Origin of the sequence: Pacificibacter maritimus (assembly GCF_003814915.1) — a bacterium.
GTDB lineage: Bacteria > Pseudomonadota > Alphaproteobacteria > Rhodobacterales > Rhodobacteraceae > Celeribacter > Celeribacter maritimus.
In genome coordinates this window covers 891,837-906,667 of sequence record NZ_RKQK01000001.1, presented here as the reverse complement: position 1 = coordinate 906,667, position 14,831 = coordinate 891,837, and the positions used below count along the sequence as shown (strand labels likewise).

The 14,831-nt window shown below is 50.1% G+C and carries 16 protein-coding genes; 4 read left to right on the top strand and 12 right to left on the bottom strand.

Annotation, left to right across the window (positions count from 1 at the left end; translation table 11 throughout):
* The first annotated feature begins 73 nt into the window (after positions 1-73).
* From EDD53_RS15100 to EDD53_RS04170, 4 genes are all read left to right on the top strand, one after another.
* The gene (locus tag EDD53_RS15100; protein ID WP_123791918.1) at positions 74-346 is read left to right on the top strand and encodes a D-lyxose/D-mannose family sugar isomerase; all 273 of its coding nucleotides are present in this window, start codon (positions 74-76) and stop codon (positions 344-346) included.
* Between the two features lie 75 nt (positions 347-421).
* Positions 422-610, top strand: coding sequence for a D-lyxose/D-mannose family sugar isomerase (locus EDD53_RS15095; RefSeq protein WP_148087093.1), 189 nt, complete (start codon positions 422-424; stop codon positions 608-610).
* Between the two features lie 14 nt (positions 611-624).
* A complete protein-coding gene (mgrA, locus tag EDD53_RS04175; RefSeq protein WP_123791917.1) occupies positions 625-1,665 on the top strand; it encodes an L-glyceraldehyde 3-phosphate reductase in 1,041 nt (346 codons plus the stop codon).
* Between the two features lie 101 nt (positions 1,666-1,766).
* Positions 1,767-2,603 carry a TolB-like translocation protein gene (locus EDD53_RS04170; protein ID WP_246002200.1) on the top strand — a complete coding sequence of 279 codons (837 nt, stop codon included), beginning with the start codon at positions 1,767-1,769 and terminating at the stop codon, positions 2,601-2,603.
* Here the strand turns inward: EDD53_RS04170 and glpK are convergent.
* The 12 genes from glpK to EDD53_RS04110 all read right to left on the bottom strand — a co-directional run bounded on the left by glpK (position 2,600) and on the right by EDD53_RS04110 (position 14,827).
* Positions 2,600-4,087 carry a glycerol kinase GlpK gene (gene glpK, locus EDD53_RS04165; protein WP_123791916.1) on the bottom strand — a complete coding sequence of 496 codons (1,488 nt, stop codon included), beginning with the start codon at positions 4,085-4,087 and terminating at the stop codon, positions 2,600-2,602. The genes EDD53_RS04170 and glpK overlap by 4 nt on opposite strands.
* Positions 4,087-5,742 (bottom strand): glycerol-3-phosphate dehydrogenase, encoded by a 1,656-nt coding sequence (gene glpD / locus EDD53_RS04160; RefSeq protein ID WP_123791915.1) that lies wholly within the window; start codon positions 5,740-5,742, stop codon positions 4,087-4,089. Before glpD ends, glpK begins: the two co-directional genes overlap by 1 nt.
* A gap of 190 nt (positions 5,743-5,932) precedes the next feature.
* Complete coding sequence (locus EDD53_RS04155; protein WP_123791914.1) at positions 5,933-6,334, bottom strand: hypothetical protein; 402 nt, start codon at positions 6,332-6,334, stop codon at positions 5,933-5,935.
* A complete protein-coding gene (locus EDD53_RS04150) occupies positions 6,334-6,720 on the bottom strand; it encodes a response regulator (RefSeq protein ID WP_123791913.1) in 387 nt (128 codons plus the stop codon). Before EDD53_RS04150 ends, EDD53_RS04155 begins: the two co-directional genes overlap by 1 nt.
* 2 nt (positions 6,721-6,722) lie before the next feature.
* A complete protein-coding gene (locus tag EDD53_RS04145) occupies positions 6,723-7,613 on the bottom strand; it encodes a CheR family methyltransferase (protein WP_123791912.1) in 891 nt (296 codons plus the stop codon).
* A gap of 5 nt (positions 7,614-7,618) precedes the next feature.
* Positions 7,619-8,086: a chemotaxis protein CheW gene (locus EDD53_RS04140; RefSeq protein WP_123791911.1), complete on the bottom strand. Its 468-nt coding sequence runs from the start codon at positions 8,084-8,086 to the stop codon at positions 7,619-7,621.
* 4 nt (positions 8,087-8,090) lie between these two features.
* Positions 8,091-10,391 carry a chemotaxis protein CheA gene (locus EDD53_RS04135; RefSeq protein WP_123791910.1) on the bottom strand — a complete coding sequence of 767 codons (2,301 nt, stop codon included), beginning with the start codon at positions 10,389-10,391 and terminating at the stop codon, positions 8,091-8,093.
* A gap of 11 nt (positions 10,392-10,402) precedes the next feature.
* Positions 10,403-10,768: a response regulator gene (locus EDD53_RS04130; RefSeq protein ID WP_123791909.1), complete on the bottom strand. Its 366-nt coding sequence runs from the start codon at positions 10,766-10,768 to the stop codon at positions 10,403-10,405.
* Positions 10,765-11,046 (bottom strand): STAS domain-containing protein, encoded by a 282-nt coding sequence (locus tag EDD53_RS04125; protein WP_123791908.1) that lies wholly within the window; start codon positions 11,044-11,046, stop codon positions 10,765-10,767. The genes EDD53_RS04130 and EDD53_RS04125 overlap by 4 nt, the downstream gene beginning before the upstream one ends.
* A gap of 186 nt (positions 11,047-11,232) precedes the next feature.
* Positions 11,233-12,216: a glucokinase gene (locus EDD53_RS04120; RefSeq protein WP_123791907.1), complete on the bottom strand. Its 984-nt coding sequence runs from the start codon at positions 12,214-12,216 to the stop codon at positions 11,233-11,235.
* 1 nt (position 12,217) lies between these two features.
* Positions 12,218-13,552 (bottom strand): GH1 family beta-glucosidase, encoded by a 1,335-nt coding sequence (locus tag EDD53_RS04115; RefSeq protein ID WP_123791906.1) that lies wholly within the window; start codon positions 13,550-13,552, stop codon positions 12,218-12,220.
* Positions 13,553-13,774: 222 nt separating this feature from the next.
* Complete coding sequence (locus EDD53_RS04110) at positions 13,775-14,827, bottom strand: substrate-binding domain-containing protein (protein WP_123791905.1); 1,053 nt, start codon at positions 14,825-14,827, stop codon at positions 13,775-13,777.
* Between the last annotated feature and the right edge of the window lie 4 nt (positions 14,828-14,831).

The following is a 14,831-nucleotide window of genomic DNA, read 5'->3' as shown; positions in this document are numbered from 1 at the left end:
ATCAAAATGCGTGCGGGGCAGGCAGCTTTTTACTTAAAAAGCTCTAGATTTTCGCCTAAAAATTGACCGATTGATGCATTTTATTTCTTTGGTCGTCTTTTGCCTCTATGGTACCCGAGGCGTTCAACTTACCTGTTTGCGGCAAAGCTCAGCTGCAAATGTCGCACAGGGGATGAGCAGAGTTTATGCAGAAAAACTATTGATTTTGAATGAAAATCAAGTGTCTCCTATGCACCGGCACGACAAGAAAACCAAAGATTTTATCACCTGCGGCGGTGGCGCCTTTATGATCGAAGTGTCTTCAGCAAGCGCTGAAGGCGGCCTAGATGATCAAGCGCCCAGCTAAGCGGGCACAGCTGGAGCGTGGCTTGACCTAAAAGCTGATCCACATCTGGCCTTGGCGCAAGAGAAAGCGTGACAGTTGAACCGCATCACTGGCATGCATTTGGGGGCGAGGGGGATACATATGTTCATCGGCGAGGGGAGCGACGTCGGCGTCGAGCGCACTGACACTGAGTTGCGCGATCCAATCGGGTGGTTCTCGACGCGTGCTGAGGATTGCACGCCAAAACATTTGCTTGTGTCACAGTATGACACGTGGCTGGATTAAAGGAAGACCTGATATTGATCTATATACCATCTGAAAATCGTTATGAAACAATGCCGTACAGACGTTGCGGCATCTCTGGATTGAAACTGCCTGCTGTGTCTTTGGGGCTTTGGCACAACTTTGGCGATGACACGCCGCATCAGACCAAACGCGATATTTTGCAGACAGCTTTTGATCACGGGATTACGCATTTCGATCTGGCAAATAACTATGGTCCGCAACCGGGTGCTGCAGAAACTGCGTTTGGCGAGATTTTAAAAACCGATTTTGCAGGGTACCGCGATGAACTGATTATTTCATCCAAAGCGGGCTATCGGATGTGGGATGGGCCTTATGGCGAATGGGGATCACGTAAAAACCTGATGGCTTCATGTGATCAATCGCTCAAACGGATGGGGATCGATTACGTCGATATTTTCTATTCGCATAGGTTTGACCCTGACACCCCATTGGAAGAAACAATGGGGGCGCTTGACAGTATCGTGCGTCAAGGCAAGGCGCTTTACGTTGGGATTTCGTCTTATAATTCAGAGTGTACCCGCGAGGCTGCGCGCATTTTGAAAGATCTAGGCACCCCATGTCTTATTCACCAACCCAGCTACAATATGCTTAATCGTTGGGTGGAACATGATGGTTTGACCGATACCTTGGATGATCTGGGCATCGGATCTATCGCCTTTACGCCGCTTGCGCAGGGTATGCTGACACACAAGTATCTTGGCGGCATTCCAAAAGGTTCACGCGCCACCCAAGGCAAATCTTTGGCCCCTGATATGGTGTCGGATCGGGCGATTGCGAATTTGAACAAGCTCAATGAAATTGCGCAATCACGTGGGCAAACCTTGGCGCAAATGGCGATCGCTTGGGTGCTGCGTGGCGGGCGCATCACGACAGCTTTAATAGGCGCATCAAAGCCAAGCCAAGTGGTGGATTGTGTAGGGGCGGTGCAAAACCTAGATTTCACAGCCGAAGAACTGGATCTGATTGATACCTATGCCGATGAAGAACAGATCAACCTATGGGCTTTGTCGTCACAGGGTAAAACCGTTGATTAAGTGTGACTGCTTGTCGTGATGAAACATCCTTTACGCTGGGATTTGTTACGATATATGCGAGGGGATAACGCCCATTTCGGGCCTAGACCAAGGACAGGTAAATGAGCTGGACCTCTCGCATCATGATCTACGATTTCGAGGAAGGGCGCGCCTTTCCTGTGTTGGAAACCGATATGCATTTAGCTGCGCCTAACTGGACCCCAGAAGGCGACGCTTTGATTGTCAATGGATCGGGCAGCCTGTTTTGGGTTGACCTTGAAGACCCACAATTGGGCGAAATTGACACGGGGCTTTGTATCAAGCTGAACAATGATCACGGGATCACTCCCGATGGCGAAAGGCTCATCTTTTCGGATCACACCTATGGCGAAGGCGCTGTGATCTGGACGCAGGCCTTGGGCGAAGAAGATGCCGACCCGCAGCAAGTGACGCAAAACAGCCCGTCGTGGTGGCATGGCGTGTCTCCAGATGGGCAAACCTTGGCCTATACTGCTGTGCGAAACGATCAGTTCGGAATTTACACAATTGATATCACGGGCGGGACTGAAACCTGTGTGATTGAAAGCGTTCATCACTATGATGGGCCTGACTTTTCTGCCGATGGCGAATGGATTTGGTTTAACTCAGATCGCTTTGGCACGTCTGATCTGTGGCGCATTCGCCCCGATGGCACGGATGCACAGCAAATGACCTATGATGATCGCGTCAACTGGTTTCCGCATCCTTCCCCACAGGGTGATAAGATCGTCTACTTGTCTTACCCCAAGGGCACGAAAGGCCATCCTGCAAACACAGATGTGGAATTGCGCGTCCTTACAACTGGCCAAGACAAGCCCCAAATATTGGTGTCCCTCTATGGCGGGCAGGGCACATTAAACGTGCCTTCATGGTCGCCCGATGGGGTCGCTTTCGCCTATGTGGAATATAAAAAGACCTAATCTTTAGTCAGTGTTCGCCCAATCGCAGTGGTCCAACCCGCATATTTCTTTGTGCGGGTTGCCGCATCCATATTGGGTGTAAACTGCTTGTCGGCCTTCCACTGTTTCGCAAATTCATGTGGGGCAGGCTGCAAGCCCATGGATAGCCCCGCAAGGTAAGCCGCGCCCAAAGCTGTGGTTTCAAGGTGCTTGGGTTGATCAACAGGCGCATCCAATATGTCTGACAAAAACTGCATTGCGAACCCATTGGCGGACATGCCGCCATCCACGCGCAGGCTCGTGTCTGGATCATCTGCGCCTGAAGCTTTCCAATCGTCTTGCATTGCCTCGATCAGATCACGGGTTTGGTATCCCACGCTTTCCAGAGCCGCTTTGGCAAATTCTGCCGGCCCAGTGTTGCGGGTCAGGCCAAAAATCGCCCCACGCGCATCCGCATCCCAATGGGGCGCCCCCAAACCTGTAAAGGCGGGGACCAAGTAAATCGATTGTGTCTCATCAGCCTGTTGCGCCAGTTCTAACGTATCTGAAGCCTGTTCAATAATCCCAAGGCCATCGCGCAGCCACTGAACAACAGCCCCTGCGATAAAGATTGCGCCTTCAAGGGCATAGGTGGGTTTGCCATCTAGCTGATAGGCGATGGTTGTGAGCATTCGGTTGCGTGAGGTAACGGCCGTGTCGCCCGTGTTCAGCACCGCGAAACAGCCTGTGCCATAGGTGGATTTCATCATTCCCTGCTTAAAACAAGCCTGACCAACTGTTGCCGCTTGTTGATCGCCAGCGACGCCGCGGATCGGAATACTACCGCCCAAAAGCGTGGTTTCGCCGTAGGTGTCAGCGCAGTCGCGCACCTGTGGTAAAAGCTCCATCGGAATGTCGAGTTTGTCACATATTACAGAATCCCACGCGCCCTCATGAATGTTATAGAGCATGGTGCGCGCTGCATTGGTGGCATCAGTCGCATGGACGCGCCCCTCGGTCAGGTTCCAAATAAGCCAGCTGTCGACGGTTCCGAATTTTACCTTTCCCGCGCGGGCGAGGTCGCGGGCATTGGGATGTTTGTCCAACAAAAACTTTAGCTTAGTGCCTGAAAAATATGGATCTAATAGGAGTCCCGTGCGCGCTGTGATTTCGGTCTCGAAGCCGTCTTGTTTCAGCTCTGCACAAAGTTGCGCTGTTCGTCGGTCTTGCCACACGATCGCGCGATCCAAGGGTTTGCCCGTCTCAGTATTCCACAAAATCGTGGTTTCGCGCTGGTTGGTGATCCCGATTGCGTCTGGAGTGATTTGTGTTTGTTCAATCACGTCTTTCATCACGGCAAGCGAGGTGTCGATCAAGTCCTGTGCATCATGTTCAACCCATCCTGATTGTGGGAAATGCTGGTCAAATTCTTGTTGTGCCGTGGCCACGGGGGATAATTGCGCATCAAATAAGATCGCGCGGGTCGATGTCGTGCCTTGATCCAAGCTTAAAATATGATGAGTCATTACGCTTTCCCTTGGCTTTTGATCCTGTTCGACACGCCCGCAGGTGATGTATTGGCCGCTGGCAGCAAGTCATGGATATTTTCGCTGATCCAACTTTCAAGTCTGGTGGTTTGATCTTTGGTTAAGCGAAGGCCAAGCTTTGTTCTGCGCCATATAATATCATCGGCTTTGCGCGCAAACTCCTGTAAAATCAGATACCTGACCTCATTTTCATATAGGTCTGCGCCAAAATGCTGCCCCATGTCAGTTGGGTCGTCGAGGTTTTCAAACAAAGCCTTGGCGCGTGTTCCATACAGACGCACCAAACGGTCCGCATGGGTTTTTTCCACAAACGGGTATTGAATTTGCAGATCAGTGCTGAGCTGATCATGTTCATTTAAAGGAAAATCTCCGCCAGGCAGCGGGGCAGATTTTGTCCATGCAGGTCCGATTGAAATATGTTCGGCCAGCTTTTCCAAGACATCTTCCGCGAGGCGTCTATGGGTCGTGATTTTCCCGCCAAAGACATTTAAAAGCGGCGCACCATCACTGTTTAAATTCAAAACATATTCGCGCGTGGCTGCGGTGGCTGAGGATGCGCCATCCTCATATAAAGCCCGAACCCCAGCATATTCATGTACGATATCCTTCTGGGTGACAGGTTGCTTCAGATATGAACTTGCAAAGTCTAACAGATAGGCCCGCTCGGTGTCTGAGATTTGCGCCGCCAGCGGATCATCCTTTTGCGCGGCTTCGGTTGTACCAATCAAAGTGAAATCGTTTTCATAGGGGATCAAAAATATAATCCGCCCATCAGGTCCTTGTAAAAAATAAGCTTTTTCATGATCATATAGTTTCTTAGTCACGATGTGAGATCCGCGAACACGCCGCAGATTGGCTGTTGTCGTCACGCTCACCACATTTTTGATCACATCCGTGACCCAAGGTCCGGTCGCGTTCACCAAACTATGTGCAAAAACAGTACCTTGATCGCCCATATCAATGCGCCACATGCCGTTTTCACGGCGCGCTGATATCACTGCAGTGTTCACATGAATTTGCGCTCCAAGTTCAAGTGCATCCAGTGCCAAAAGGCTCACCAATCTGGCGTCATCCACCCAGACGTCTGAATACTCGAATGCGCGTTTGAAGTCTGTTGAGAGGGGCTGACCCTCGGGGGCTGTCCCGAGATTTAGACTTTTAGTTCCCTCAAGAATTTCACGTTTGCCCAAAATATCATAAAGCCACAACCCCGTGCGGATCATCCAGCTTGGTCTGCGCCCTTTGGTCCATGGCATGAAAAATGAAATAAGCCGAGAGGCAGGTGTCGTCGTATCAAACCGCATGTCTGGGGAAAGCGGCAGGACAAATCGCATTGGCCAAGCAATATGGGGCATTGATTTTAAGAGGACTTCACGCTCTTGCAGAGCTGAGCGCACCAGTTTGATTTCGCCATACTCCAGATAGCGCAACCCGCCGTGAAAAAGCTTTGTCGACTTTGATGAGGTCGCTTGTGCCAGATCACCTTTTTCAGCCAAAGCGACATTTAATCCCCGCCCCGCGGCATCGCGGGCGATTGCGCAACCGTTTATGCCTCCACCGATGATGAAAAGATCAAGGGGGTCGCTTGGTTGTGTTGCGGGCTGACCAAAGGTGGTTTGAGTATGAGATTGCATTGCCGTGCCTTTCGCCATTTGTTTTATGGCTTAGGTTTAGCGAAATCCCACGACTGTCAAGCTCACTACCGATTTGTCTGGGGCATATGACGGTAAGTTTCCGTTATGACCGTCGTTTTTATCGAGCGCATTACGGTGTTTATCCGGAAATTGGCGTGAGCCATTCAATAAACTTAGCGTCAGGTGGAACCTAAAACCAAGCAATGTCCCCTGAAGAATCTTCTGTCAGAGCAAAAGGCGCATCCACGTTATCGAACAGCTTATGGGCCAAGTGGCGCAACTTTATAGCTTCGCTCAAGGGCGCAATTTCGATGGATTGAGTGTTTTCAATCTTGGACATATGCCCCATGATGCGTTGCAGGTCGTCTAAAGTTTGATGCAACCTATCAATTGCTTGTAGGCTGCGTTGTACAGCAGGCGATAGGGCTTTTGCTTCGGAAATCGTGGGGCCAAGGGCAATTTGCACTTCTGTTGCCAAGATGACTAAAGCCATCAGTTCATCTTGAATCCTGTTATGCAAAGTACCCGTCGCAATAGAAGTTTCGGGCAGCGAAAGCTTTTCGGCATTCGGGGTTGATGCGTGCATATTCATTACAGCTTCCCCACAATCGCCTCAATAGACGCACGAAGACGTGGTGGATCAAACGGCTTTTTTAGAAAATTATTCATGCCCAGACGTTTACCATGATCAATGATCTCCCTGTCTGCGCGGCCTGTGATCAGAAGAAACCCGACGCCGCGGGTCGGAGCGTTTGATCGAAGCGAGTGCAGCAGTTGTAACCCGTCCATACCCGGCATGTTGTAGTCCGATATGACAAGATGCACAGGAAAGGACGCGATTTTCTGTAGGGCTGTTTGGCCATCCGATGCGCTGGCAACATGCCTGATGCCAAATGAATCGAGTGCATTGGTAATAAGTCCACGGCTTGTAGACATATCATCGACAACCAAGACGCGAATTTGATCTCGTAATGCCATATTTAAGTCTCCAATTGTGGTGATAGTCGCAGGTTTTGTTGCCGAAGATTGGGGCGGTAGGTTGTAACTCCCGCACTTTTGAAAAGCTTGGAGGAGTCACTGTTTAATCGCTCGGAATGTCCCAAAAGCAACCAGCCATTTTCTGTCATTGCGCTGTGAAATCGTTTGTACAGTTTGGCTTGTGTTGCGTCGTCAAAGTAAATCACAACGTTCCTGCAAAAAATGACATCGAAACTGCCGCGCATTGGCCAATCGGCATGCAGATTCAGCTGTCTAAACGAAACGAGGTCCTTAACCTGTTGTTTAATTTGAAAAATTTCTTCACCACGGACATTCTCGATTGAAAAATAGTTTTTAATTACGTTGTCGGTTAAGCCAGAGGTCATAGCACCAGCATATCGTCCAGACACCGCATGCGCCAATACCTCTGGGTCGATATCAGTCGCGAGAATTTTGATGTCCTGTGCCGCGATGGTCTCGTCGACATCCAGAAGCGCCATTGCAATCGAATAGGGTTCTTGCCCATTCGAGCACCCAGCCGACCAAATTCTGACTTTTTCGCCGCGTTTAAGCTTGTTCTGCAGTTCGGGCAGTATTGTCTTTTTTAAGGTGTCGAAGTGATGAGTTTCCCTGAAGAAATGCGACACATTAGTCGTTAGGGCTGAAATGAAATGCTTCATTTCATCTAGGTTTTGCCCATTTTGCAAAAACACCAGATATGAATCAAAGTCACGAATTTCCAATGCTCTAAGGCGTTTTGTCAGACGTGACTTCACCATAGACTGTTTAGAATTTGACAGAATAATGCCAGCCTCGTCATGCGCGATGGCTGCTATTTTTTTGAATGTAGACTCCGAAATTGAAGTCTCAATATTTCTGGCTGGGGCGTTCATGCGGTTTAAGCTGCCTCTTCATCTTGGGGTGGCATAACGGCATTTAGGTCCAAAATTCTGATCATTTTGCCATTTACAATTGTCAGGGCCGACACAAATGTGCGTGCGTCGTCCGCTGCAAGGTCAGGAGGCGTTTGCATTTCGTCTGTCGGAATCGCCAGAATATCTGACACCGCATCGACCATGAGGCCAGCAGTGCGACCGCCTAGATCGACCACGATGATAACATTTCGTTCGCTTTCTTCCCCCGCCATAAGGCCCAACCGCGCGGCGAGATCTAAGATAGGGAGGACCGTTCCCCTAAGGTTGATAACGCCTTTTACAAATGACGGCGCATGGGGTAGTGATGTTGCCTTTGCAGAGCCTCTGATTTCCCTTACGGACATAATATCCACAGAATAATCTTGTCCGCCCACGCGAAAGGACAGGAGTTCAATTGATGATGTATCAGTTTGCTTTTCGGTATCAGTCATATCGTTATCCTACGAGTGGAACTGATGCGTTCCGTTGTTTTGTTTTCCCTGAGGCTTGGCTTACGAGATCAGAAGGATCCAAAATGAGGGCAATTTGTCCGTCACCCAAAATTGTTGCAGCAGCAATTCCTGGCACTCTACCATAGCTACCTTCAAGTCCCTTGATGACGACTTGACGCTGGTCTTCGATTGTATCAACGGCCAAGGCAGCTCTGTTGCCGTCTTCTTGGCCGATCAAAAGAACGGTCCCACCGACATACTTACCTTGCGGGGGGCGGTATCCCAATTCGGCGCCAAGATCTAGGAGCGGCACAAAGCCGCCGCGTATCTGCACGACATGCGTATCTGGGCCCAGAGATTTCAGATCATCATCCGTCAGGGTAAGCGTTTCGAGAATAGCGTTGAGCGGCACAACCAAGGTTTCGTCACCTACCTTGACAACCATTCCGTCCAACACTGCGAGTGTCAGCGGGAGCGAGATTGAAAATGTGGTACCTTTACCTTCAACAGACGAAATCGTGATACGTCCGCCCAAGGATTGTATCGAGCTTTTGACCACATCCATGCCGACGCCCCGTCCCGATAGGTTGGATATTTCAGAGGCTGTAGAGAAGCCTGGCATGAAGAGTAGGTTGTCGATGTCGTTGTCGCTAAGCAGCATGTCCTCGGGTATCAGGTTCTTTTCGATAGCGATCTCACGCACGCGCTTACGGTTAATACCGGCACCATCATCGGCGACTTCTATGAGAATGCGACCTGAGCGATGCTGCGCGGACATGGTAACGCGACCCTCGCGCGGCTTACCCGCGGCCTCGCGTTTTTCGGGGGATTCCAAACCGTGGTCTACTGCGTTTCTAATCATATGCGTTAAAGGATCAGCGAGACGTTCGATGACTGTTTTGTCAACTTCTGTGTTCTCACCAATTGTGTGAAGTTTGACTTCTTTTTTTACTGACGCTGAGGATTCACGAACGATGCGGCCCATGCGCTGAAACAACGATTTAATTGGTTGAGCGCGGATCATCATTACAGATTCTTGAATGTCGCGCGTGAGTTGTAAAAACTCTTCCAAACCAGTTGAAACTGGAGAATTCGGGGGAAGACCAGCTTCTGTCACCGATTGACTGAGCATGGCTTGATTGATGACGAGTTCTCCCACAAGATTTACAAGGCGGTCGACGCGCTCTAGGTCAACGCGCACCGTGGCACGCGGTTGCGTGGGGGCTGTTTTGGTGGTTTCTGTCGCCTTGTCAGTTGGCGGCGTTGGCTTTTGTTGCTCAACCGGCTCGGGGGAGACTTCGCTGGGATCCTGTTTTTCAACATTTGAAGGCGCGGGCATGATGTCAGGCAGCGCAGTCTCAGCGGGAAGGGGTTTAACCTCTTTCTCCAGCGCGTCGGCGGTGGTCAGCGGTGCACAGGTAGGGAGAGCGGATGCAGTTTCAAATTCTCCATCAAGAGATTCATTTGATCCCCCTGAATTGGGTGAAATTTCCAAAACACATAAACCATCAACAAACTCGAAGACTTCTCGAACAGCCTCCATGGGTTCATCAGTCGCAATTTTAATGGTCCATTCCAAATGGCCCAATTCTGGATCCAATTCCGCAATATTAGGTAATTTATCTGTATTGCAGGAGACTTCAATGTCACCCATGTCGCGCAAGGCGCGCAAAAGGTACAATGGCTCATTTCCTGATGCGTAGAGGCTAGCGTCAGGCTTAAAGAGGATTGTGAAACCCTTTAGCCCGCTTGCTGCATCGGTTTTGCTGAGTGTCGGATCAGCATCATCTTGAGAGAGATCAAGCGGCGGAAGGCCCGGAATGTCAGGTAGGTTTGGCATTGCGAGATCGCCGCCAGCCAAATCTAAGGACAAGGTTGCGGGGGTGAAATCAAAGTCTTCCTCTTCGGGCTCGTCTTGTGCGCCAACCAAAGCATCAAGCTGAGCCAAAACAGGTTCAGTTTTGGATTCAGGCAAGGGGGTATCGTCGCGCGCAGCACGTACCAAATCGGCCAAAACATCCCCACATGTGAAGAATAAACGAATGGCGTCAGCATCTGGTGCTAAACGGCCTGTTCGCACTTCGTCCATAGCTGTTTCAAATCGGTGTGCAAAGTGCACGAGATCATCCAAGCCAAAGGCACCAGCGCCGCCTTTGATGGAGTGAACTGCCCTGAAAACGATGTTAATCGTCTCTGATTCAGAGTTGCCATCTTCCATTAAGGTGAGCCCATCTTGAAGACTTTCAAGAAGTTCTTCGCATTCTATAAAGAACGAGGCGCGAATTTCTGCCATTGGATCGGACATTTGGTGATCTCCTATCCCGTAACCATCTGAAGGGCTTTGACCAATTTCGCAGGATCAAAAGGCTTGACGATCCAGCCCGTTGCGCCAGCCGCGCGGGCTTTGGCTTTGAGTTCATCGGCACTTTCAGTGGTCAAAACGAGAATAGGAATTTTGCCCCATTTTTCTTCTGAACGCACTGCATCCATAAAGCCAAACCCGTCCATGCGGGGCATGTTGATATCTGTGATAATAACGTCGGGTTCGATGTTGCTGAGAACTTCTAGTCCATGCACGCCATCTTCTGCTAAATGAGTCGTGAATCCAGCAGATGAAAGGGCAAGATTAAGCATATCGCGCATAGTGCGGCTGTCATCGACAGCAAGGACTTCAAGGCTCATGTCCAAGTCTCCGGTTGTGTAAAGTTTTCAACGGTGAATCCGAATAGGCTAAGCAGATCGATACAGCCCTCAGATGCATTTATGACGCGTGTTATTTGTCCTGCGCCATGACGTGTTTTGATTGCACTGAGCAAAATTTGCAGAGATTGCGCACTGAGGTGGCGCACTTGTGCTGCATCGATAATAAGTTCGGGGTCATCAATCTCGCGTAGCTCTGTGAGCAAGGGGCCTACGGATTGATAATCGAGACGATCGTGAAGTTGCACTTGAACTGTCATTGTGCCCCTCCCGTGAACCGTTGTGTGAATGTCATTTTAAATCCCTTACAGAGCCGAACGTTGGAGTCTGTGTAACGGGTGGTCCGTTAAGACGAGGTTACGGCAGGCAAAAAAATGTCACAGAAAAAAGCCCCAACTTAAAAAGCTGGGGCTAAATGATCTTTAAAACGATGTGGTTTAAGTGGGTTAGGTGGAAATGCTTTGAAGATGCGAAGCGCAGCCTGTCAGGGCTGCGTAGTCATCTTCGATCACGCTCACACTAAAGTTCTGCATGAACCCCGCAAAACGGCCCTTATCACGAAAGGCTGTGGCGAAATCAAATCGGTCGAGGTAGGGCGCCATGGCGCGTGCGACACCGCCGACCAAAAAGACACCACCAAATGGCAATTGGATCAATGAAAGATTGCCTGCAACCGTTCCCAGAATTTTGACAAAAACTTCAACGGTTTCATCCGCGCGTGGGTCATTTCCAAGCTCTACCGATTTCATAATATCTGCGGCTGATTTTTCCTGTGGATCATCAGCTTGCATGCCTAAAAACACATAGACGCGTTCCAAACCGCGCCCTGACAAGACATCTTCGACGGCTGGAAACCCATGCGCGTTTTCAACGAATCTACACAGATCCAGCTCTTTCTCATTGCGGATCGGCAAGTTGGCGTGGCCTGATTCAGACGGTGCAACAAATCGCCCATTCGCTGTCTCATACACAGGGGCTGCGTTGAACCCTGTGCCTACGCCGATGACCAACCGGACCGCATTGGGTGAGATCGGTGTCGAAGATTGTGCAGGAGTGATGGAAAGCAGGTTGGATTCTGGAATGTGACCCAAAGCATGACCTTGCGCCTGTAAGTCATTAAGAATAGATGCATTTTCTGCATTGGTAGCGCGTAGCAATGTGTCACGATCAATGGTCCAATCGAGGTTGGTCATGGTGCCAACCCCATCGCGCACGAGGCCTGCGATGGCCACACATGCGCCCTTGCAATCGACATTACCTTCTTCTGAAATATATTGGCGCAATACTGTTTCCAAGCCAGGGTAGCGCGCATTTTGATAACGGCGCACAGTGTTTGGCAGCAATTTTGTGCCATCCGCCAAGGCCACACGGGTGTTTGTGCCGCCGATATCTGCAACGAGAGAAAGAGTGTTATCTGGATGCTTTGTCATTTTAGGTTCTTTTCAAGGCTTGCTTGAGCATCTCATAGGATGCTTTTGGGGTGCGTTCTAGGGTCTCAAAGTCAACATGTACGATGCCGAACCGTTTGTCATAGCCTTCAGCCCATTCATAATTGTCGAGCAAAGACCAATAAAAGAAGCCGTTTAGATTAACGCCATCATCGATGGCTTGCTTCATCGCGCCGAGGTGACGTTGAATAAAGGCGATCCGTTCGGGATCATTGACGCTACCGTCTTTTACACGATCCTCCCATGCCATGCCATTTTCTGTGACATAAATCGGCAGATCACCCACATAGTCATTTTTCATGCGGGTGAGAAAGTGATGTAAACCTTCTGGATAGACTTCCCAACCCATCTGCGTGGTCTCGCGGTGGCCTTGGACTGGACGGGTGGCAGGCCAAGCGGAGGCCTGTTCATCATGCGCATGATTTTTGCGTGTGTAATAATTGACGCCAAGCCAGTCAAGCGGTTGATGGATATGGGTTTTTAGGTCATCTTGCCACCCTTTAGGCATATGGGGTTCAAAGCCTTCCAGTGCCTCTTTTGGATAGGTGCCTTTGGTCATGGCCTCGATAAACCAACGATTGTAGATCGCATCCTCAGTTGCGGCTGCAGCCAGATCTTGTGCGGAATTCGAAGCTGGGTTTGCATATTCAAAATTAAGAGCGATGCCCAAGTTTTTACGCCCCTTTGCGCGCAGGCGCGTCATCGCCTCGCCATGGGCTTTCATGACATGATGCATGGCGCGGGCTGTCGCGCGAATGTCACGCAGGCCCGGCGCATGGATGCCAAGAAAATGAGATAGATAGGCCGTACACCATGGTTCGTTGATTGTGGCGATACCTTCCATCCGATCGCCGATACGCGCATCGATAATCTCTGTGTAATCGCCAAACCAATTGTGGACATCTGGGTTTGTCCAGCCGCCGAGATCTGACAGGGCCGCAGGCATTTCCCAATGATACAAGGTCTGATACGGCTTTAATCCGCGTTCCAAAAGCGCGTCTGTCAAGCGATCATAATAGTCCAAACCTTCTTGATTTACGGTGCCGCGACCTTCGGGAAGCACGCGAGACCAAGAGGTGGAAAACCTGTAGGCATCGAAATTGCCTTGCTGTAGCAGATCGAAATCTTCGTTGAACCGATGGTAATGATCACATGCAACCGCGCCTGTTTCGGCCCTTACAACATTGCCGGGCGTCGCGGCAAAACTATCCCAGTGAGACGGACCTGCGCCGCCAAAACCGCTACCTTCGATTTGATAGGCTGCAGTTGCTGCGCCAAACTGAAACCCCGAAGGAAAATCTTTACGCGTTAGGGTCATTGGTCTCTCCCATTTAAGGTGCGCACATCATGGCACGCAGGCTTATCTCTGTAGTGCTGCTAGCGCTAACTTAAGTTGGCGCAGCCGTATCAGAGTCAAAAATATAAATCCAGTGATCAGAGTAAACTTGTGTTGAAATGTCAGTAAATCGCATCCTGCTGCGCTCAGTGTTACCCGTAGCGCTTTGGATGGCAAATTATTTTCATGAAATTTGCGTTCAGTTTAGCTCGGTTTTGGAGCATTTGGGGTCTGTGGGGCAGGGCCCGTGGTGTTGCCGATAATCAGTTCGGCCTCCAACAAAACATGGCGCGGTGGCAAGGTTGGATCAGCGATTTGATCCATCAACAGCTGTGCGCAGATGTGCCCTGCTTGGCGCACCGAAGATCTTGTGGCTGTATAAATAGGTTCTGTGGTTCCGTTGCGAAAATAGGATAATTCATCATCGTGAACGATCAAAGAGACCTCTTTTCCAAATGTGAGTCCGAGTTCGCTACAGGCCCGCCTTATCCCGATCCCAACAATGATGGAGGAAGCCAAAAAGGCCGTTGGCGGATTGCCTTGTTGCATTGCGGTCATGGTTGCCACATACCCGTAATCTTCGGTCATCTCATCGCTAAAGCAGAGGGCTTTGTCTTCTGGTATCCCGTTAGCTTTCAATGCTTTAAGGTGTCCAGTTAACCTACGGTCCGCAAAATCCATCCCGATCAAGCCGTTCAGCAAGGCGATCCTTTTGTGGCCGAGGTCGATCAAAAACTGTGTCGCGCGTTCGAAGGCACGGATGTTGTTCATATCGACCCATGTGTAGTCATTTGAATCATCACCTTTTGAGCGGCCATGAACCACGAAAGGCATTCCGATGGTTTTCAGCAAATTGATACGAGGATCATTTTTGACGGGACCATGCACGATAACGCCGTCAACTGATCCTTTGGCCGCGATTTTACGATAGGCGTGCTCCTCTCCAGTGTCAGGAACAATCGTTAAGTGCATGTCGTAGTTTTCGCGCGAATAAACTTCAGAGGCTCCTGCGACAAAGTCTGTAAAAACGGGATTTACCACCTCATGCTTCGTCGACATCGGAATCACGTGACCCACAGCATGGGTGCGCCCCGTTGCCAATCCCTGAGCGCGCGTATTGGGGATATAATGATATTTGCGCGCCGCCGCATTGACGCGATTTCGCGTGGCTTCTGACACTTCTGGATAACCGTTTAAAGCCCTGCTGACCGTGGTTTGGGACAGATTCAGGATTTTTGATAACTCTTTGAGGTTCATAGCA

Bases quoted from the DNA above. Each gene is read 5' to 3' on its own strand.
- EDD53_RS04145 (WP_123791912.1), bottom strand. From the start codon at position 7,613: ATGAACGCCCCAGCCAGAAATATTGAGACTTCAATTTCGGAGTCTACA.
- EDD53_RS15100 (WP_123791918.1), top strand. From the start codon at position 74: ATGCATTTTATTTCTTTGGTCGTCTTTTGCCTCTATGGTACCCGAGGC.
- EDD53_RS04150 (WP_123791913.1), bottom strand. From the start codon at position 6,720: ATGGCATTACGAGATCAAATTCGCGTCTTGGTTGTCGATGATATGTCT.
- EDD53_RS04110 (WP_123791905.1), bottom strand. From the start codon at position 14,827: ATGAACCTCAAAGAGTTATCAAAAATCCTGAATCTGTCCCAAACCACG.
- EDD53_RS04135 (WP_123791910.1), bottom strand. From the start codon at position 10,391: ATGTCCGATCCAATGGCAGAAATTCGCGCCTCGTTCTTTATAGAATGC.
- glpK (WP_123791916.1), bottom strand. From the start codon at position 4,087: ATGACTCATCATATTTTAAGCTTGGATCAAGGCACGACATCGACCCGC.
- glpD (WP_123791915.1), bottom strand. From the start codon at position 5,742: ATGCAATCTCATACTCAAACCACCTTTGGTCAGCCCGCAACACAACCA.
- EDD53_RS04125 (WP_123791908.1), bottom strand. From the start codon at position 11,046: ATGACAGTTCAAGTGCAACTTCACGATCGTCTCGATTATCAATCCGTA.
- EDD53_RS04155 (WP_123791914.1), bottom strand. From the start codon at position 6,334: ATGAATATGCACGCATCAACCCCGAATGCCGAAAAGCTTTCGCTGCCC.
- EDD53_RS04140 (WP_123791911.1), bottom strand. From the start codon at position 8,086: ATGACTGATACCGAAAAGCAAACTGATACATCATCAATTGAACTCCTG.
- EDD53_RS04170 (WP_246002200.1), top strand. From the start codon at position 1,767: ATGAGCTGGACCTCTCGCATCATGATCTACGATTTCGAGGAAGGGCGC.
- EDD53_RS04115 (WP_123791906.1), bottom strand. From the start codon at position 13,552: ATGACCCTAACGCGTAAAGATTTTCCTTCGGGGTTTCAGTTTGGCGCA.
- EDD53_RS04130 (WP_123791909.1), bottom strand. From the start codon at position 10,768: ATGAGCCTTGAAGTCCTTGCTGTCGATGACAGCCGCACTATGCGCGAT.
- EDD53_RS04120 (WP_123791907.1), bottom strand. From the start codon at position 12,216: ATGACAAAGCATCCAGATAACACTCTTTCTCTCGTTGCAGATATCGGC.